Origin of the sequence: Occallatibacter sp. (genome assembly GCF_049582745.1) — a bacterium.
In the GTDB taxonomy this organism is placed as follows: Bacteria; Acidobacteriota; Terriglobia; order Terriglobales; family Acidobacteriaceae; genus Telmatobacter.
On record NZ_JBAUUO010000044.1, the window covers coordinates 61,786 to 78,377 of the forward strand.

Genomic DNA, 16,592 nt, shown 5'->3' on the forward strand with positions numbered 1-16,592 from the left:
ATTGATCATCCGAAATCGAGTTCCGGAACTTGCCCCCAAGCTTGCCCCCAACTCAAGTTTATTTTTGCGGTTGCCTCTACGGAATTCAAGCCCGACTTCGGATCTATAGAAGTTCGGCTCGGAGTTGTCTCGCGGTGTGGCTTGCACCTTGCCTCCGACTCGTTTTCAACCTTCTGCTTTGAAACGAGATCTGGGAAGGAAGCGCAGACATTAGGCGCAGAGTCCTTCTCGGGATCTACTCAACTTGAATCGAATTCGAAATGCGGGGGCTGCGAGAAATCGCAGATTATCGCCTTTTGGTCCCGTTCCACCACGACGTACTGTATTTTGGGGAGCTTTACTCGAAAATCGGGCTTGAAGGCGGCAGCAATAGGTGGAGTGCTGGGCTTCCACTCATCGGACATCGTATTCGACAGTCCGATTGAATTGGAGTCCATTCGGCAAATACACGGCTCCTCCGTTGGGTTGTGAGTGTTTATCGAATTTGGGCATTAGGAGTAGCGCACGTCTATGATCCGGCAAAATGTAGCCCACAATTCGAGACCAGAGGGTTCTTTCTCGGTTTGAAGTCTCAACTTGACCCTCAATCACATCTGCCAGAGCATGATTCATCTGTGCTTCGGTGGTTGCCTGCAATCCAATGACCTCAAGGGAATAATCCGTCGTTTTGAGGTCTTCTCCCGAGATGGAGATTGTGATCGGATAGCCGAATTCCAACGAGGCACTATATGAAACGGTTACGCCGTCTTGCATGCGTGCTTTGCCGCTGATCTCTTGCCTCGAATTTCCCACAACCAGTGGCTCTCCTATGCCTAGATTCTGACCCGGATTCAGGTCGGGTAGTAAAAAGGAGGAGTACGAGTAGTTTCCGAGAGATGCAAAATGACGCTGGGCATTGAGATTCACAGGCAATGTTGTCTCGGCAGTCGCGGACAAATCCGTTGTCTCAATGGCAGAGATTTTGGGTTCCCTAATGACAACCTGAGTGCCCTTGGTTGTTTTGCCGCCTTCGTTTTGCACTTCCAGCGGTAAATTCACCACCGTAAGACTGTTCTTAGTGAATGGTGCGGCATAGTAGATGGTGAGCGGCTGATCAACCTTTATGCCCCCTACTCGGAGTGTTGGATTGGGCTTTTCCAGAGAGCCTGAGCGTCGCGCAAGTTCCAACTGAAGATGCTCGGCACGAACCGCAAAAACAACAGCAATCAGGATAGAGATGCCTGCCAGAGGCAATGCCCAAAAGGCCCAACGCTCAGACCTGCGAGCCGCTTCCTTGTCTGATAGCTTGCGATTCAGAAGTTTCCACATGCGAGCAGGATACTACCGCGATCTCTGACTCTATCCGAGGCTTGCCTCGCTTGCTCTGGTTTCGAGTCCTGTTTGCCTTCATTTTGTCGTCAATTCGCGATTCGCTGATCATCCGCGCGGTTCAGTCCCAACTCGTTGGCATCAATACTTGAGGCCGATTGTGTCTCCATTCAAGCTCGCAAAAACGATTCCACGTCGTCCGATGAGGCACTACGCGGCAGTTCTCGATCTCGCTTATGCTTTGCGGGCAGAGGTCAATGATCGCGCTCAAGTGTCTTTGTGTCAGGTGGGCTTTTCGTCGCAACGTTCTGAAACGCTCGGCAATTTCGGACTTTTCCCAAGGTCGGGTATCCATTTTTGACCGTGCCCTGCATGCGATTGTGTCGCATAAGAACGAGGAATGCAACCTCCCCGAACCCTGTGGGAGATTCTTCAAATCGCCTTGTGCCCATCTGGATTTCTTGGAATTCGGGCCAGTATCCTTGCCCGAGCGGTTTTTTGCCCAAACCGTCGAAGGCATTGTCTTGCGCGGAATTGAGCATCAGCATGCGAGTTGAAGCCTGCCGTCACGCTCTCTAAGAAGGATGCCTGCGTCGATTTTCTTGGTCAACGGGCCCTCGAGTTTGAACGATTCTTATTGACCACCGTTCTGTTGCTCGGTAAAATCCGGTGCACCCTTTTATGTCTGGCGGTGCGGCATGCCCAAGCGAAAGAAGCCGGGGGAGATTAGATTCAAAGTCACTTCAAAAGGAGGCGGTGGCTCAGCGTCAACAGAGCGAACTCCGGAGGTGGCAAGAGATGATCCACCAACATATCTCAGGTTTATCCCATTCACTCTCCTAGGCGTTGCCTTTCTTATCTTGGTCGCTGTTCTGAGTGGGGACAACGGCACTGCTTCGAAATCTTCGGTTGCACCGCCATCTGTAAACAATCTATCTGTTCCTGCGCGACCAACGTATCCGGGTTATAACGCGCGGTTCGTTGTGAAGCATGTTTCGAAGCCCAGTGGGACAGAGAGCGAAGGTGTAGGATCGGGATCACTACAGAGCTTGATATTCAGCTATGAACACCTGCATGTAATCTTCGTTACCAACGTCCGACAAATACCAATCTCGATCAGGCGGGAAGCATTCACATTTGGACTGGGAACTCGGGAACACACGGCCTATGCTCAAATCATTTATCCGCAGTCGGCATTTGACGCCGAAGTCCTGAGCCCAAGCAGACATCGCGCCACTGTAGATGACCACTATTTCGACGCCACGCTTGGTCCCACGGAGACTGAGGATTTGAACCACACCGCGACAGGGGATGTGGCATCAATCTTCAATGGCAGATTACCCGGTGTGCCCACAAACGCGAGTGCGCCTGAAGATCGTCAAATGAAGAACTCATTGTCGCCATACATCATTTATGGTGACGTGGCGGTAACATTCGGAAGCTTGGTTGATAACGACTACGGTTATCTTTCAGGTGTTTTGGAAGCCGGATCATTTTCGGCCCTAGAAGTCGATTTGTATCACCGTGGTCCTCGGGGACCCCCATCGACTGAATTCATGATTTCGCATGAGAAGGATAGACTAGCTCGCAAGGTCTATGTGGTTGGCCGTCTCGAAACCATCCACGGGCCAGATCAGTTCAAGCATAGCTTCATGAGAACGCACATCGTCGATCTGGGACCATCAAAGACTGATCTCAAGAACTTCCGATCTAATGACCAGCACTGGCAAGAATCAACCGCCGCGTTGGCATCGTACTACAACGTCGGCGTGAATTCGATTCGGGCTTTCGCTGGTCGAGAGGTGGACATTTACGACGGAAAAGTTGAACGGTCCCCAACTGCCGAGGAGATTCGTCAAAGGGAAGAAAAAGAACGAGTAAGGATCTTGAGAGAGGAAGAGAGAGCGCGCCAGGAGCAGTTTGAAAGAGCAGAGCGTGTCGAGGTCCCGTGAGAAGCACTTTCTGAGGAGGAACCAATGGCTCGGATACAGACTGGCAAAACATACGATGATTCAAAATCAGAAACCGAATTGACCCTGCACCCTGAATCAAGACTGGAATTCGAGGGTGGCGACCTACACAACAACTCACAACAGTCATTGAAAGTTCGCGAGACTTTGAGGAAAGAAACTACGCAAACTCACGTCCCACCTATCGACAGCAGTTCGGCTAGTTTTTGGGCTAAAGGAAGTTTCCTGCTGGTGGCGTTCATTGTAGTAGGGGCAGTGATCGGAACCCTTGCCCAGAAGCTAAAGTGGTACGCAGTTCCCGTTTCGGTTCTGGGCGCAATAGCAGTTTTGTATTTGATATCCGTAATTCTCGTACCGCATGGACCTTTAACCGAGAAAGGACTACTGTCAGTGCTCCAACCATATTTGCGACTTGTTTTTGCGATTCGCCCCACCACAGGTGAAAACGATCGACCGGGAAGCGCCCAAAAACAAAAATAGACGTGCTCTGCTCCTTCAAGACATCAAGAGTTGGGCCGACACCCATGCCAGCCTGCCCTCCGCAAGGTGGTTTCTCGAAGCGGATGTGGTTCTCGCAAGAGAGCGATGAATATGATCTGCGTCGGCACTCCGTTCCGAGGACGCGCCTTCAACTTCCATCTCTTGCGCCAAGTGGCTTCGACCAGTACCGATGTTTGGATGGAGTCGGATCGTAGATCTTCACGCCCCCGCGTCCGTCGTTCTGGCTTTGCAGCTTCAAGGTTGTCTCAATTTTTGGCATGAACTCTCTAACTAGCCATTGCGAATGAAGGCAGACGAAACGCCTAAGGACATTCTCGACCTGTGCGGGCGAATTGGACTCTTTGACCCAATGGCAATCTATTGCGCGCGTTGGCGGAATGGAAACATTTTGTTCAAGGAGCAGGAGACGCTGTGCCTCACGACGCAGCTTTATAGCGTACTTCAAGCGGAACTCATCCAGAAGCCCGTCCCACAGCAATGGCAGAGTTCTCATGAACGCAGCAAGCCTTCTGCGTTTCGAATTCACCGCTTCAGGTGAGATTCGCGCTCCCAACAGCCATTCCGGCCCTCCCTTTACCCATCGTCCATAAGTGGATATATGTGATGCAAGCTCTGTCCCCAACCAACGAGAATTGTTTGCCCATTTCAATGGGACCATATTGATGTCCAATTCTCGTGATTTGAGTCTCCACAATGTACCGCCAATACATAAAACGTCCAGATCCGAATCCGCACGCTCAAGCCCTGACGCACGGGAACCGAATATCACGATGGCAGTGGACTTTTCAATGCATTCAATACCAACCGGGTGCTTTGCTAATGAACGTAACGCGAATTCCGAAAATGCATCGGCTTTACTTTGCATTTGATCCCTCTCCCAAAAGCTCCAATACTCGGCTGCGTATTTCCTCAAAACAGTCGCGCGCCACGCGAAGCTCATCGGGGCCAATCCATTCCATGTAGCCTTCGATATTGTCCTCAAATGATTTTGCTAACTCGACTATTTCGTCCTCTTCATCGAAAAATCTACTGAAGACCTCCGAAAATGTGGGAAGGCGATTCTTCTTTGAGTGCTTGATAATTCGAGAAGTGACCAAGGATGAAATGAAATTATCGACGATCTCCGAATAGCCAATCAAAAAATAGCGCGCCGCACGCACAACGTTCTCCGGTCCGTTTTCGGCAAGCTTCAGAAACCTTGGTGAAATTGTGTGCAGCCGTTCTATATCGATTGCTCGAATTGTGTTGAGTATGTCCGACTGAGGGATGTTTGGGAGGGTCTCTTGTGGGTGACTGAAGCGAAAAATGTCCGTTGATGAATCAGAGAGAAACTTCAATTGAATCGTCTGAAAGCGCGAACGTGTTGGCCTAAGGATTTGCAGGCATGCAGATATCTGTTCGAGCAGGCTCTTCGATTCGTGCTCTTCCTTGCCAATGTGGCTGGATGATTCAAATCTGTGTACGATCCCCACTTTTGCTGAGACAACCTGTTTGCGCTGGCTTTCCGATAGATATTCCTTCCAAAGGTCGAAATTATCCGCTTTAAGCATTCCGGAAAGGTCTTCCAAAAAAACCCGCTTGCTTTCGATTATCGGAACAGGTCGTGCGACGTCGAGGTCCCACTGTACCTGCAGAAGGGGGACAATCGTCGCCTTTCGTGTTGTGGAAGTGGTTTCCATACCTAATGAATCATAGTCGATTGCTGGGATCTCGTCTTGGTAGTGATTCCGTGTAGAATTCGGTGCGTCCGCAAACACTTGCAGAACGACAACCTTGTTATTCGTCGTCGGGCATATCAGGTTCAACTGTGTCGAGGTTGAAGTTCCAGACGGATGCGACCTTGTCGCGCTCATTGTCGTGAAGGCCGACGATATAGCCATTATCGCCGCCGTCCTCACTGGTGGTATGAATCAGACGGACACTGTCCCCTGTTTTGAAGTCTGAATAACCCTCCTCGTAAGGGCAAGAATAGTGGACATTCGTCGCCGGAACTACGACGAACCACACAAGGTTCAAGCGTCCTTCGCGGAGCAGGGAGTCCCGCCGCATTGAGTAAATGTAACCGAGATCCAAGGCCTCATTTTCTCCAACTGTAGGGTGGACGACGATGGCAGACTTTCGCTGAAGGTCCTTGCGGATCTTCACGTAGTTGCTTAGAAGATGGCCCACATAAATCAACGGGGCGCACACGACCAGACAAGTCAGCACCCATGCGCCAAGCTTTTTCATAGCGGGAGTATATTCGATGATCCTTGAGTTTTGGACCGAAACCGATTCTCACTCAGCGCCAATGATGTCGTTAGCTCTCATCCTGTCCTCTGTACGCGGCCTCTGCACAACCTCCGAAGATCTGTGGACACAGCGCATTTTCGGGTGCAGTTGGCGAATGATGAACGCCGATCTCGTCCTTGCTGTGGGGCGGCATCTTAGGTTCCAACGGCGATGAAGCCACCCATTTGTACACAGGTCGGGTTGGCAAACACCCCGAGGCAGTGAGCCCTTCCGAGCGCACGCGCTGCCTCCCCCCGACACATCTGAAACAAGGCGCAGAGTTTCACAGAGCACAGAGGCAAGCGCAAAACTTGGAATCCGGAAATCCGATTCTGGACATTGGGACAACGAATTGTGAGTCCCGATCTGGAGCCAACTGGTCGCGCTTTTCTCAATCTTGAGGTCGGACTGACTGATAATAAGGTTTGCGCTCGTTTTCAGATCATCACCCGACAGTCCACATAGGGAGTCTGGAATCCCTCCACAATGATATTGGCTCTGCGTATGCCTTTGAGATGGCGAGCTGCATAAGTCTGACCAGCAAGGTCCACGGAACACAATGGAAGAATTGCAACGACCAGCAACGCAAATATTGATTTTCTGCGCATCTGCACTCCCTTTTTTGATTCATCGTAGAGAGCAGCCTAGTTAGGGACATACCAGCTTTTCGAATCGTGCAGCACAATTTCAGGCACACCCCGATACAGCGTGATCGAACCTACCGCACAGAGTTTTCCCGTTGCGGGCAATTTCCCTACAAGTTGTCGTTCGTCACTCCAGACCAGAATGGTGAAGACTTGGTTTGGATATGGCTTGTCCAAATTGATGAATGTTGGTTGACCACGGCTACTGGTGGCTGTGTGCTCTCCAGCAACAGTTCCGCATACTGTTGCAGATTCACCTACATGTTTGGAAGCCTCAATTGCGGTAAGAGTCTGTGCCGCCGATGACAGTGCAATCAAAGAGAGACACAGAATAGCTAGAGATCGCATGGAGAACCGAACCCCCTGATTGAGGATCGATTGGAGTTTAGCATGAAGTTGGACTAATTTGCTGCTGTTGGAGTGTGTTGTGGCGTGGATACCCAATTGGTAATCTGACAGACGCTTAATCAGATTGCAAAAGCGAAATAAAGGCAGAAAATTAGTCCGAACGGGAGAACAGGATAATGAAAAGGGTAATAGGACTTGCTCTATTGGCAGTATTCGGTTGCGTTGGATGCAAACACACGGGACAGGTGACACAAGCCAGCACGACTCTACATGTGACCAGTGCTGTGTCACCATGTGACAGTGGTGCTGTTGAAGGCATTTTTCAGGGAAAGCACTACAGTCTTGTTCCTGTAGACCATGACAGGCTGAGTTTAGCTGTTGCATGTTTTGGAATGATTTCAACAGAAGATGTTGGGAAGGAATATAAAGCCACAATTGAAGATGGATACATGGTTTTGGACGATCCATCTGTTAAATCTTCAGAGATCGATGGATTGCGGAACGCTCGTAGAAAAGACTACGAGGGTTTTGGAAAGAAGTTCGACATTCCAGAATCGTACCTTGTAGAGCATCCTGATAAATTTCGGTATGAAATAAAGAGCGTTTCTGAGATTGAAAAGTGAATGATAGTTCCCAAATAAGCTGAACGAACAGGAGAAATGGGAAATGAAGAAAGTGATTGCTTTGGGAGTATTGGCAGTAGTTATTGCTTTAGTTGGGCTGAGGATTTATGGAGCATTTGAGACAGAACACAATGAAGCTGTGGATAGAGCGAAGAAGGCTGATACGGAATCTGCTCAATTATTGGAAGAATACAACAGGATTAATAATCAGAGTCTTTGCAACTTGCAGTGGCTACAATATCGCAATCATCAACTGGATAATCAAATTGCAGAACTGAAGGGCGGAAGACAAACATATTTTCCCGAGCCTCTTTGTTCGGGCTATCCCGATACAGACCCGAACCATTCATTACAAGAGATGATGGATTCACTGAACGCGATGACTGCACAACTGAATGCTCGGGAATATGCAGTCTATGAGTGGAAATATGCGGACAATCGCCGCATTCAGGGAAAATATCTTGCTGCAAAAACATGGGCATCATTGAAGGGAACTAAACTGCCAGACCTCTATCAAGCGCACCTTGAGCAGGATTGGGAGAAGGCAGAAGACGCGAAAGCGGCAGTCAAACCCGTCAGAAAGTAGCACAGAGCATGTGGGATCGAGTCGTGCCAGCTGCCAGGAAGTGGCGACAGCGTTGTGTGTCAACCCTCACTCGGGTTCAATCCTCTATTGGCAACTTCTCTGCCAAATATCCGAAAGCCACAATCGCGCTAATCGCTGCGGTGGCACTGCTCCCGGTCTTTGTCAATTGGCACAAATGGCGGCACTGGATTCCTGACACATCTTCACGGGTCGGAGATGCGGGAGTGAAGTTTGCACATGCGCATCCCCGTCTTGGAACGGCGATCCAATTTCTTTTGAATGCAATTCCAGATGCCGTGCCATTGTTCCTTGGTTTAGCTGGATTGGGCTACCTTATACCTGATCTCACTAAGAAGATTGAGCACAGCAAGCGAGTCCGGTTGAGCGTGATGGGGTTGTTCGTCCTGTTTGCAATCGCCGTAATAGCTGTGAACGCAATAAACCGCGCCAGCCAAGATGAGGACAAGGCGAAACTCAATGAGAAGATTGGCGTTGTTCAAACACAGAATACATCAATTCTGACAACGCTTACCAAGCCAACGGAGTCAGGAAAAATCAGCGAAAGTGACAGAAAGCAGAACATCGAGAGGGCGTTACGAAATGAATACATCCTGTCTCACAATCCAATTGACCAAGAAATTCTGGCTGGGACAAAAATGCCTCCCGATGTATGGATGAATGAGAGGTTGCAACAATTGGGTGAGCGATGGAAAGTCGCTGATGCTCCAAAGGTAACAGCGCCTCTGGTGACGCAACAGGTAGCTTCAGAGGGTCAAGCGCATGTTGAGTTTTCTTTTTATCGAGATGTTACAGACGGTCCGCCGATTACGATGAAGTTTGACCCTCTGACCGATGGAAAAGCAACCTTCTCGATTGGCGCAATCGTCCGAGGTGATGTTCCCGCCGAGAATCTCCAAATTTGGATAAGAAGATGCGACCAGTGCGAATGGGCGTCACCGAATCCTTCGTTCTTCGCCCCACCAGACCCAGACCGTCCGCAGGATCGGACGGTATCTATCGCGGTTTTGCCTCCCAATGTGGTGACTCCCAAATTAGACTTCACCGTCAATTCTCCACGCATCGCAAAGTTTCAAGCCTTTGCACTCGCTTGCTATTACGCATGCAAGAACTGCCCTCCCGTCGATTGGAAAAAGCCTCAGACACTTTATATTGTTTCAACGATGCAGACTGCGACCAAGTTGCAATTTCCTCACATGTCCTTCGAACCTGCAAATCAGAAGAAATAGGCTGTGGTAGAGGGTGAAAATGTTCGGAAAGCTGAAGCGATTGAACGGTTGGCAACGCATTGGCGTTGTTGCATCAGTCGTATGGGCGCTTTACGGGCTTTATCTCGTTGACTACAGCTATGAAGAGGCAAAGGAAGCTGCTAAGGGCGAGTATCGGGACTGCATTCAACTCGCGGACCCCAGTTCAGGAGCGGCTAGACCCTCAAAAGGGATGAAGCTGTCTGATATACAGCATTGCGTTGATGCGGAAGGAGCTAGGAACGACGCAGCTAGAGATGACGCTTACGGGGAGTTCATCGAGATTTCGGTGTTGCCGATTCCTTTGGGGTGGTTGGCTGTATACGGACTAGTCGTGCTATTTCGTTGGATACGCGCAGGATTCAGCGCGAAAAATGGACCTTAGAAATTGCTCAAACCGAGCCATATCAGAGACGCCATAGATAGAAACGCGAGGGTTAGGCACAGATTCTCCGCATACTTCCATTGCTTCTGCATGCGTTCACCCAGCTTTTCATTTTCTTCGATAATCTGTCCAACCTCCACATCCGATTCATCAAGTTCTTTCATTGTCTTGTCGGTATCAATGAGTTGACCCGTTTGAATGCTCACTGCTGAAGTGTCAGCACTAAGGTAGTCACGTCGGCAGCGCTGCTGGTAACGGGAACAGCGAATCCATGAAATCTTGCGAATCTGCATTACATAGTTGGGATAGCGAAAGTTGCGAAATAGACCCGCAAGCATCGTAAGGCCGAGCAGTACCAGCGAACTGCGCAGTATCCATTTCGGATGCAACGAAGCAGAGTGAGAGCCAAGAAACGATACAAGTGCGGCAATAGCAGCACCCGCACCAATCGTAATCTTTTCAAAATATTCAACTCTTCCTTGCGACGAATCAATCTGGCTCTTTTCAATGTCATCTTCCGATTTCCGTAATTGCTTGTCAGCGGCCTCAACGAGCATGCGAAGACGCTGGAGTTCTTGCGAGTCCGCTAATGGCCGTTGAAATCGGGACATCATCTCTTGTAATGGGTCCATCTGAAGAACTCCAGTCTGTTTCCTATAATCCGCCGCGAGATTGCTCAAGTTTTCTCACGTCTACGATGATTTTCACTGGTCGTGCTGGACATGGCTGATCGATGTCAGGTGCTTCCTCATAGCAGAATACGACATTGATGACGCTGTAGAGTCCCTTTCCGAATGGCTCTCCATCGTGTGTTTCACCGGGAAGATAGACCTCATCTCCAATACGAGGGACAGCATTGACACTCTTTATCGGCACGAGGTTTACGCCGCACTCTTTGTCCAGACTGTTGAACTCAATACAGCCCATCGTTACGATGTTGTGTTCGTGTTCATATTTCCAGTCTTTATATGCGCCCCTGAAAGTCCAATAAAGAATGGGAATACCTACGATGGTTATGACATCTGCAACGAAACCCAGCGGATCAGGCCATTGGAAGTCCATGACATGAACAGTAGCGTGAGAATGCCATCGGCGCAATACTGTAGGTGTGTTGGACTTTTCAAACTGAAAAGCACCCGTTAAAGGGGCGCTTTTTCTTTGGTTGCCTTCTTCTTAGGCAAACGTCAGAGCCTCTCTGTTGCAATGTATGTCTTCATCCCTCGGCTTATATGCAGAACAACGCCGTGGTCCTTTAGAACCTGTTCAATCGCTGTACCCAACTCCAGCAGCGAGTTAAATTTCCGTGATTTCTTCGCAACAATTCCATGTGTCTTGTTTGTCTTGATACGAACGAGGCCGCTTGTCAATCCGTGTTTTGGACGCACCTTTCCAGAATCCGAAATACCATCGGTCCAAAACCTTACTTTAACCTCGATCATCTTTTCGCCATACTTTGATTCACGATCATCTAAGCTTACACTCTTTGCCATTTGCTTTCCCTTCTCACAGGTCATACATCAGTCAAAACGAAAAGCACCCCGTTAAAAGGGTGCTTTTTGTTTGTCAGCCTTTTTCTTCTCAGCCCATCTCTTTTTCAGGGCAGCAACGATCCGTGCCCTGCCTTCCTTCGACAGCTTACGACGCTTCTTTGCTGGTGTTGCAGTCTTTGCCTTTTTGGGCTTGCCTGTTGCGGTGGGAGCAAGCAAAGTTCGCACTTGCTGTAGCCGTGCAATCTCCGCATCAATTTCAGCGAGAATGTTGTTTATCGACATGCTGAATAGTATAAGGCAGGAAGCGTTTGCAGCGCGTTTGTGTGTCTAATTCATGCTACGATTTCTGTCAGGATTCCAACATGAGAAAAAGAACGGGCCTGTGCGGTGTCGTTGTGCTTTTAGCTGTCATCGGTTGTAAGGATCGAAAACTTACGGACGACCTTGAATGGATGGACAACACCTACAATCCGCATGTTGGAATTTCGGCAGGACACGGTACGAGCGGCTATTACACACAGCAGGACGGGAAACACATATTAGCGTCTGGGACGACCGACACATTCAAGAATGATGAATGCAACTTCGAAATTGAAGTGAAGGACAATCCTTCAAGCGTTCATAGCGAAATGCTGTCAACAAATCACTACAGTTTCAATCTTCGTGACCTTGATCCAGCATCAGTCAAGGTGAAAACATACACGCATGATGGTGGTATCGGTTGTGATATTGCACCTGATGAAGTCTGTGATTGGGCTGAGATGGAAGCCACAACACGAAATTCTCGGCCAGTCGTGATGTGTCAGACTCACGCTGTATTCGCGAAACTCACTGGCAAAGATCACGACAACTCGTATACCTCAAAGGGAGTTGATGTGTATTTGGGATTTGACAATCCTGAATATGCGAAGAAATTCGCAAGTGTCTTTCAAGATGCAGTAAGGCGTTGCGGCGGAACGAAAGGTGCAGCTAGCTAAACTGACGAGGGCCAAATGAATGTGCCACACGATAATGAGTGGTTGAAAATCGTTGCCTCAACCTGTCTTGGATTGATTGCTGGACTCGTTGCAGAGCCTCTGAAGAACGTAATGACCGGTGTCAGGACTCGCAGAGAGATAGGAAATGCAATCAGGGCAGACTTGAAATTCATCAGGGCAGTGCTTCCGATACTCAGATTGAACAAATACGATGCAAAACACGTCAGTAGCCGAATTGAACTTCCTGCATTTGAGCACTATTGGGAGACGAGCAAAGGCAGCTTCTACACAAGTATTCATTTGCATGTATTGCGATGGCATTGTGATTTAATCCTCTCTGAAGTTCGCAAGATGGATAGGGGACAGTCTGGAAAGCTGGAATCACTGAGTTCAATTGAAGAGTCAATTGAAGCGGGATTAAAGTCCAAGGAGCCAAATAGTTTTCAGAAGGTCTATTACAACTGTCGTAGATGGCTCTATTACCGAAGCCTGATGCCAACTATTCGGAATGTTGTTTTCACTGATGAAGATGGAAAAGCAATTCCTGAAGGTGATGGTTCAGCAAGTCCGATCCCTGCCAAGACATCATTCAAGAGAAGGGATCAGCAGAATTGATAAGTGTATTCTGGACAGAAAACCAACACGAACTAGTATGGTCAAACAACTCTATTACGTATCGATTGGAACGATTCGCGAGGTTCATATGGCAAGAACATTGATTGTGATGCTGGCTGGAAGTCTGCTGCTGTTCCCTGGACGTGTGAATGGACAGTCTCAGCATGCCAATGCTTCCAAAGAGAAGAAGATCATCTTTCATATCACCTCTGTCAATCGCAACGATGATCCGTCAGCTTGCTACTTCCAAGGTTGCCAAGCAACAAAGGCCACAGTTGAAGGATATGTAAGCGAAGGACAATCAGGAACTCGCACAGAATATGTGTTGACTTGCGACGAGATTTGGTCGGCGAAGCCAACTCCGCGCGTTGTCGTTGCTTGTGGCAGCGTTCATGCGAATGGCGACTACGATGCAAGGTTTATGGGTGACGGCAACCTTAGTTTTTGGCCTGAAGGAAAATACAGTCCTCCACCGATGAGAGGACTTTTCACCATCGTGTCTGAGAAGGAAACCAGCGGTAGGTGAATTGAAATGCTGTCGGCTGTCGAAAATGGAGGACAGGAAATGCGTTATCTGTTTGTCTTGGGTCTATTGGCTTTTTCAGTTGGGTGTCTTGGACAAGAGAACAATTCATACACATCTGGAATGGATTTGCTCAAGTATTGTCAAACGTCAATGAAGTCTATAGACGACGCAACCATTCAAATGAGCGAAATTGAAAACTTCCACGATGGGTTGTGCCGTGGAATCGTATTGGGCATTTTCAACGTTTCACCCAAAGTATGCTCAAGCGAAAAGAATACAGTCGGACAGGCAATTCGTGTTGTTTTGAAGTTCCTACAGGATCATCCAGAGAAGCTCCATCTGAGGGCGACTGATCTGGCCGAACAGGCAATGGCACAAGCGTTCCCTTGCCATGTGAAACATTCGCCTTAGAAGATGATGAAATGGTCAAAGACCTCTACTACAAACAGGCAGGGACAGTTCACTGCAATGTGAAGTTCAAGTCTGGTGGTCTGCTCAATCGCCTCGTCGCAATCGAGGTGTGCGGTCTGAAGCCCAAAGGAAATTGAGTGGATTTATCTTGTGGAAGCAAAGCGTCAGGCGACTCCAGACGAGATTCGCCAGTTGTGTAAAGGTCAGGGTTCCAAATGAGACGGCCAAAGCCTGACATCAGCAAATACGACCTCACATTTCCATGTCCTCATTGTGGCTACAAGATTCCACCAAGCGAACTCCGACATATTGACGGCGAACATGTCCGTTGCCCAAAGTGTGAAAAGGGATAGCGTCTACATGACTGGAGAGAAGGGTTGACGCCATTCGTTTCTAAAAACTCGTAGAGAGATATGCTGCCCCGCCACGGTTCGCCCCTCCCGAACTTTAGTGCAATACTCTCCCCCGACTTTGGTATGGGGGATTCGGAAGTCCAGATTCTGGATTCTCTCCAGCAGGTCCCGGAGAATTCAAGATGCCGCTATTACTGTCGCTTTCTTTCTAAGCTCTGGGAATGTTCGCGCGGCTGAAAGTGCGAAAGTGCTAAAGGGCGGCAGCGGTACCAGATCCGGAGTTCTCACGCCAGCGGCGTTTGCAGGCCGTCTGTGAGGTCCGCGCGCTGCCGGAGAAGGCCCATAGGCACCCAAGCAAAATTCGCGACCACGCAGTGTCAAAGCCTTTGCAAGGTCCGTGCTTTTGACTTCAGAGATCCGAATTGGGTCGGGGACGCTCAGTCGCCGCTTGGGCTCCTTGCGCTCAATCGTCACGCGGGCTCGCGCTTCGTCGCGCGGCTCTTATTCCCCCCTCCCCTCCTTCCTTCCCCTACTAGCGTTACATCTGAAACAGCAGGAAAAAGTCGAGGGGCAGTCGGCGATCCTTGGTTCAAGTGCAGTTCCCGGTAGTCTCGTGATACCTGAACGTAAGAGATTTGAATCCCACGTTGCCGGAGAAGATCCGCCATTTCCCGGCACGATGGCACCCTGCCGAGAAGATCGAGAATTTCCTTGATGGCCTTCCGACGATGCTCAGCGCGCTGCGAATACTTCAAGTTCAAGTCGCTGCACTCGATCTCCGGAAGTGCTCGACGATCTGCCCAGCGCGGAACGTATTGTGCCTCTTCAGGGGTAATCTTCAGATAGTCTGCAATAGTGGAATCCCGGATCTGTCCCCGGCTGCGATTGCTCTGCTGGATAGCGCCGCTTATCTCGCTCGCGGTGAGTGGCGGAGAGCACTCGCCGCCCATCTTTTCCAGTTGTTGTCGTACAACACTATCCTTCATGCCGTTACCACGTAGTATCACGGCATACATGAGGGCCGCTCCGTTTCGGCACCCCTTGGAGAAACTGCCCCGCATTTCACGTAACACTTGGAAGTCTTCGAATCGGTGTTGCCATAGCGCTTGCCAGCCTCTCAGGCCGCGCGCTGAAGCCTCCGGGCTTGACTCCGGCACGCGACCGGCACGACGGCGTTGGGGGAGTTCGATATCAAGAAAACCAGCGAGAGATTCCAACGTGTAGACGTAAGCGCGACCGGTAGCATCGTATTGCGGCCAGTACATCACGCGCATGGTATCCCCAGCTTTGGAATTGATTGAGCCGGGGACGCGGGTGATCCGGGCCACATCGTGGGCCGCTTTATCGGCATTCGTGCGGCGGGTTAGCTCAAGCTCGATAGCGTTGTAAGCTAGCACCTGCTCTGGGAATGCTCGTGGCGGGAGCGACGCGATCTTGGAATCGGCCAGCAGCCAGAACAGCCATATTCCGCGTCCGCTGCGCATCACTAGACTTGCAGGTGGAATGATTTTTCTGTCTTGAAGAGTGATGACTTGTCCGAAGTGATAACCGAAGTCGAACTGGCCAGTCTGGTCATGAAAGTCGATGTCGATGAAACACGCGTTCAAATAGCGTGCACCCTCGGCCTTGCGGAACGCTGGCTTCAGCATGGGCAAGCACGTTCCGTAGTAACCGATGCGCCAGAAGCTGTTCACCGAGAAGTAGCTGTCCCTCTCCAATTCAGCAACGAATTCGGGGAAGATAGTCTCCAGTTCAGCGGTCCGCACGGAGCCAAGATTCTCCAGTATTTCCCCGCGCTTCCGGTGAAACGTCACGAACGCATCAGGGCCACGATGGAGTTCCATAATGGGGCGGACGTAGGGAGCAGTCGGCTCCGCCATCTTCGGTACAATCCCCATTCGCCCGAGTCGTTGCAGGGTGGGCACAGTGAAGCTCCCAGCAACGCCGATGTCCGGGGACAGCGGAGAAGTCGCCCTACCAAAAGGCTGAACAGTCGCTGACAATTGGCTGCGCTCAGGGCTGGAGTTGTCTCTTTCGGTCACTGCGCACCACCACGGCCCGCAGCGATCGTTTCGGCAATCCACTCTTCAACTTCAGCTTCGATCCACGCGACACAGCGCACGGTCAGCGGGATTGGTGCCGGGAACGCTCCGGCTTTCACTCGCGCATACAAGCTTGTTTTCTTGAGGCCGGTTCGCCTCATGACTTCAGGCAAACGCAAGAGGCTAGACATCGGAGAGTCTCCAATCAGCGCAGCCGCTGACAGGTAGTGATGACACCCCCCCGATGTCATCCGATTAAATGTGGACCCTCCAAGGT

The 16,592-nt window shown here is 50.0% G+C and carries 22 protein-coding genes; 11 read left to right on the forward strand and 11 right to left on the reverse strand.

All coding sequences use genetic code 11. The features are described from left to right. Positions 1 to 393: 393 nt before the first annotated feature. Together WCA10_RS05315 and WCA10_RS05320 are read right to left on the reverse strand one after the other, a co-directional pair. Positions 394 to 1,308 carry a hypothetical protein gene (locus tag WCA10_RS05315; RefSeq protein WP_472821463.1) on the reverse strand — a complete coding sequence of 305 codons (915 nt, stop codon included), beginning with the start codon at positions 1,306 to 1,308 and terminating at the stop codon, positions 394 to 396. Between the two features lie 121 nt (positions 1,309 to 1,429). Beyond that, on the reverse strand, positions 1,430 to 1,828 hold the full coding sequence (locus WCA10_RS05320; protein WP_472821464.1) for a helix-turn-helix transcriptional regulator: 399 nt from the start codon (positions 1,826 to 1,828) through the stop codon (positions 1,430 to 1,432). 178 nt (positions 1,829 to 2,006) lie between these two features. Here WCA10_RS05320 and WCA10_RS05325 point away from each other — a divergent pair, with 178 nt between their 5' ends. Both WCA10_RS05325 and WCA10_RS05330 read left to right on the forward strand, forming a co-directional pair. Then, positions 2,007 to 3,260, forward strand: a complete 1,254-nt coding sequence (locus WCA10_RS05325) for a hypothetical protein (RefSeq protein WP_472821465.1) — start codon at positions 2,007 to 2,009, stop codon at positions 3,258 to 3,260. Positions 3,261 to 3,284: 24 nt separating this feature from the next. Next, positions 3,285 to 3,758: a hypothetical protein gene (locus WCA10_RS05330; protein WP_472821466.1), complete on the forward strand. Its 474-nt coding sequence runs from the start codon at positions 3,285 to 3,287 to the stop codon at positions 3,756 to 3,758. Positions 3,759 to 3,906: 148 nt separating this feature from the next. On the opposite strand, the gene WCA10_RS05335 is transcribed toward WCA10_RS05330, so the two are convergent. The 3 genes from WCA10_RS05335 to WCA10_RS05345 form a co-directional block, all read right to left on the reverse strand. Then, positions 3,907 to 4,644, reverse strand: coding sequence for a nucleotidyltransferase domain-containing protein (locus tag WCA10_RS05335; RefSeq protein WP_472821467.1), 738 nt, complete (start codon positions 4,642 to 4,644; stop codon positions 3,907 to 3,909). After that, positions 4,634 to 5,458: a hypothetical protein gene (locus WCA10_RS05340; RefSeq protein ID WP_472821468.1), complete on the reverse strand. Its 825-nt coding sequence runs from the start codon at positions 5,456 to 5,458 to the stop codon at positions 4,634 to 4,636. The genes WCA10_RS05335 and WCA10_RS05340 overlap by 11 nt, the downstream gene beginning before the upstream one ends. 97 nt (positions 5,459 to 5,555) lie before the next feature. Further along, positions 5,556 to 6,008 (reverse strand): hypothetical protein, encoded by a 453-nt coding sequence (locus tag WCA10_RS05345; protein ID WP_472821469.1) that lies wholly within the window; start codon positions 6,006 to 6,008, stop codon positions 5,556 to 5,558. A gap of 1,210 nt (positions 6,009 to 7,218) precedes the next feature. Here WCA10_RS05345 and WCA10_RS05350 point away from each other — a divergent pair. The 4 genes from WCA10_RS05350 to WCA10_RS05365 are packed head-to-tail and all read left to right on the forward strand — an operon-like array spanning position 7,219 to position 9,901. Next, positions 7,219 to 7,665, forward strand: a complete 447-nt coding sequence (locus WCA10_RS05350) for a hypothetical protein (RefSeq protein WP_472821470.1) — start codon at positions 7,219 to 7,221, stop codon at positions 7,663 to 7,665. A gap of 43 nt (positions 7,666 to 7,708) precedes the next feature. After that, positions 7,709 to 8,251 carry a hypothetical protein gene (locus WCA10_RS05355; RefSeq protein ID WP_472821471.1) on the forward strand — a complete coding sequence of 181 codons (543 nt, stop codon included), beginning with the start codon at positions 7,709 to 7,711 and terminating at the stop codon, positions 8,249 to 8,251. A 56-nt stretch (positions 8,252 to 8,307) separates the two neighbouring features. After that, positions 8,308 to 9,498, forward strand: a complete 1,191-nt coding sequence (locus WCA10_RS05360; protein WP_472821472.1) for a hypothetical protein — start codon at positions 8,308 to 8,310, stop codon at positions 9,496 to 9,498. Between the two features lie 19 nt (positions 9,499 to 9,517). Next, positions 9,518 to 9,901: a hypothetical protein gene (locus WCA10_RS05365; protein ID WP_472821473.1), complete on the forward strand. Its 384-nt coding sequence runs from the start codon at positions 9,518 to 9,520 to the stop codon at positions 9,899 to 9,901. On the opposite strand, the gene WCA10_RS05370 is transcribed toward WCA10_RS05365, so the two are convergent. The 4 genes from WCA10_RS05370 to WCA10_RS05385 form a co-directional block, all read right to left on the reverse strand. After that, entirely contained in the window at positions 9,898 to 10,581 is a 684-nt protein-coding gene (locus WCA10_RS05370) for a hypothetical protein (protein WP_472821474.1), read from the reverse strand. The two genes, WCA10_RS05365 and WCA10_RS05370, sit on opposite strands and share 4 nt — an antisense overlap. Further along, positions 10,556 to 10,963 carry a hypothetical protein gene (locus WCA10_RS05375; RefSeq protein WP_472821475.1) on the reverse strand — a complete coding sequence of 136 codons (408 nt, stop codon included), beginning with the start codon at positions 10,961 to 10,963 and terminating at the stop codon, positions 10,556 to 10,558. Before WCA10_RS05375 ends, WCA10_RS05370 begins: the two co-directional genes overlap by 26 nt. Positions 10,964 to 11,085: 122 nt before the next feature. Continuing rightward, a complete protein-coding gene (locus WCA10_RS05380; protein ID WP_472821476.1) occupies positions 11,086 to 11,391 on the reverse strand; it encodes a hypothetical protein in 306 nt (101 codons plus the stop codon). 51 nt (positions 11,392 to 11,442) lie between these two features. Beyond that, positions 11,443 to 11,673 (reverse strand): hypothetical protein, encoded by a 231-nt coding sequence (locus WCA10_RS05385; RefSeq protein WP_472821477.1) that lies wholly within the window; start codon positions 11,671 to 11,673, stop codon positions 11,443 to 11,445. Positions 11,674 to 11,753: 80 nt separating this feature from the next. Here WCA10_RS05385 and WCA10_RS05390 point away from each other — a divergent pair, with 80 nt between their 5' ends. Genes WCA10_RS05390 through WCA10_RS05410 form a run of 5 tightly spaced genes read left to right on the forward strand, consistent with a single transcriptional unit; the run spans position 11,754 to position 14,057 of the window. Further along, complete coding sequence (locus WCA10_RS05390) at positions 11,754 to 12,368, forward strand: hypothetical protein (protein WP_472821478.1); 615 nt, start codon at positions 11,754 to 11,756, stop codon at positions 12,366 to 12,368. Positions 12,369 to 12,383: 15 nt separating this feature from the next. Then, complete coding sequence (locus tag WCA10_RS05395) at positions 12,384 to 12,983, forward strand: hypothetical protein (protein WP_472821479.1); 600 nt, start codon at positions 12,384 to 12,386, stop codon at positions 12,981 to 12,983. A 37-nt stretch (positions 12,984 to 13,020) separates the two neighbouring features. After that, positions 13,021 to 13,509 carry a hypothetical protein gene (locus WCA10_RS05400; RefSeq protein WP_472821480.1) on the forward strand — a complete coding sequence of 163 codons (489 nt, stop codon included), beginning with the start codon at positions 13,021 to 13,023 and terminating at the stop codon, positions 13,507 to 13,509. Between the two features lie 39 nt (positions 13,510 to 13,548). Then, complete coding sequence (locus WCA10_RS05405; protein WP_472821481.1) at positions 13,549 to 13,920, forward strand: Rap1a/Tai family immunity protein; 372 nt, start codon at positions 13,549 to 13,551, stop codon at positions 13,918 to 13,920. 11 nt (positions 13,921 to 13,931) lie between these two features. Further along, positions 13,932 to 14,057, forward strand: coding sequence for a hypothetical protein (locus tag WCA10_RS05410; protein ID WP_472821482.1), 126 nt, complete (start codon positions 13,932 to 13,934; stop codon positions 14,055 to 14,057). Between the two features lie 686 nt (positions 14,058 to 14,743). Here WCA10_RS05410 and WCA10_RS05415 read toward each other — a convergent pair. Together WCA10_RS05415 and WCA10_RS05420 are read right to left on the reverse strand one after the other, a co-directional pair. Then, positions 14,744 to 16,198 carry a hypothetical protein gene (locus tag WCA10_RS05415; RefSeq protein ID WP_472821483.1) on the reverse strand — a complete coding sequence of 485 codons (1,455 nt, stop codon included), beginning with the start codon at positions 16,196 to 16,198 and terminating at the stop codon, positions 14,744 to 14,746. A gap of 113 nt (positions 16,199 to 16,311) precedes the next feature. Next, complete coding sequence (locus WCA10_RS05420; protein WP_472821484.1) at positions 16,312 to 16,506, reverse strand: helix-turn-helix transcriptional regulator; 195 nt, start codon at positions 16,504 to 16,506, stop codon at positions 16,312 to 16,314. Positions 16,507 to 16,592 lie beyond the last annotated feature (86 nt).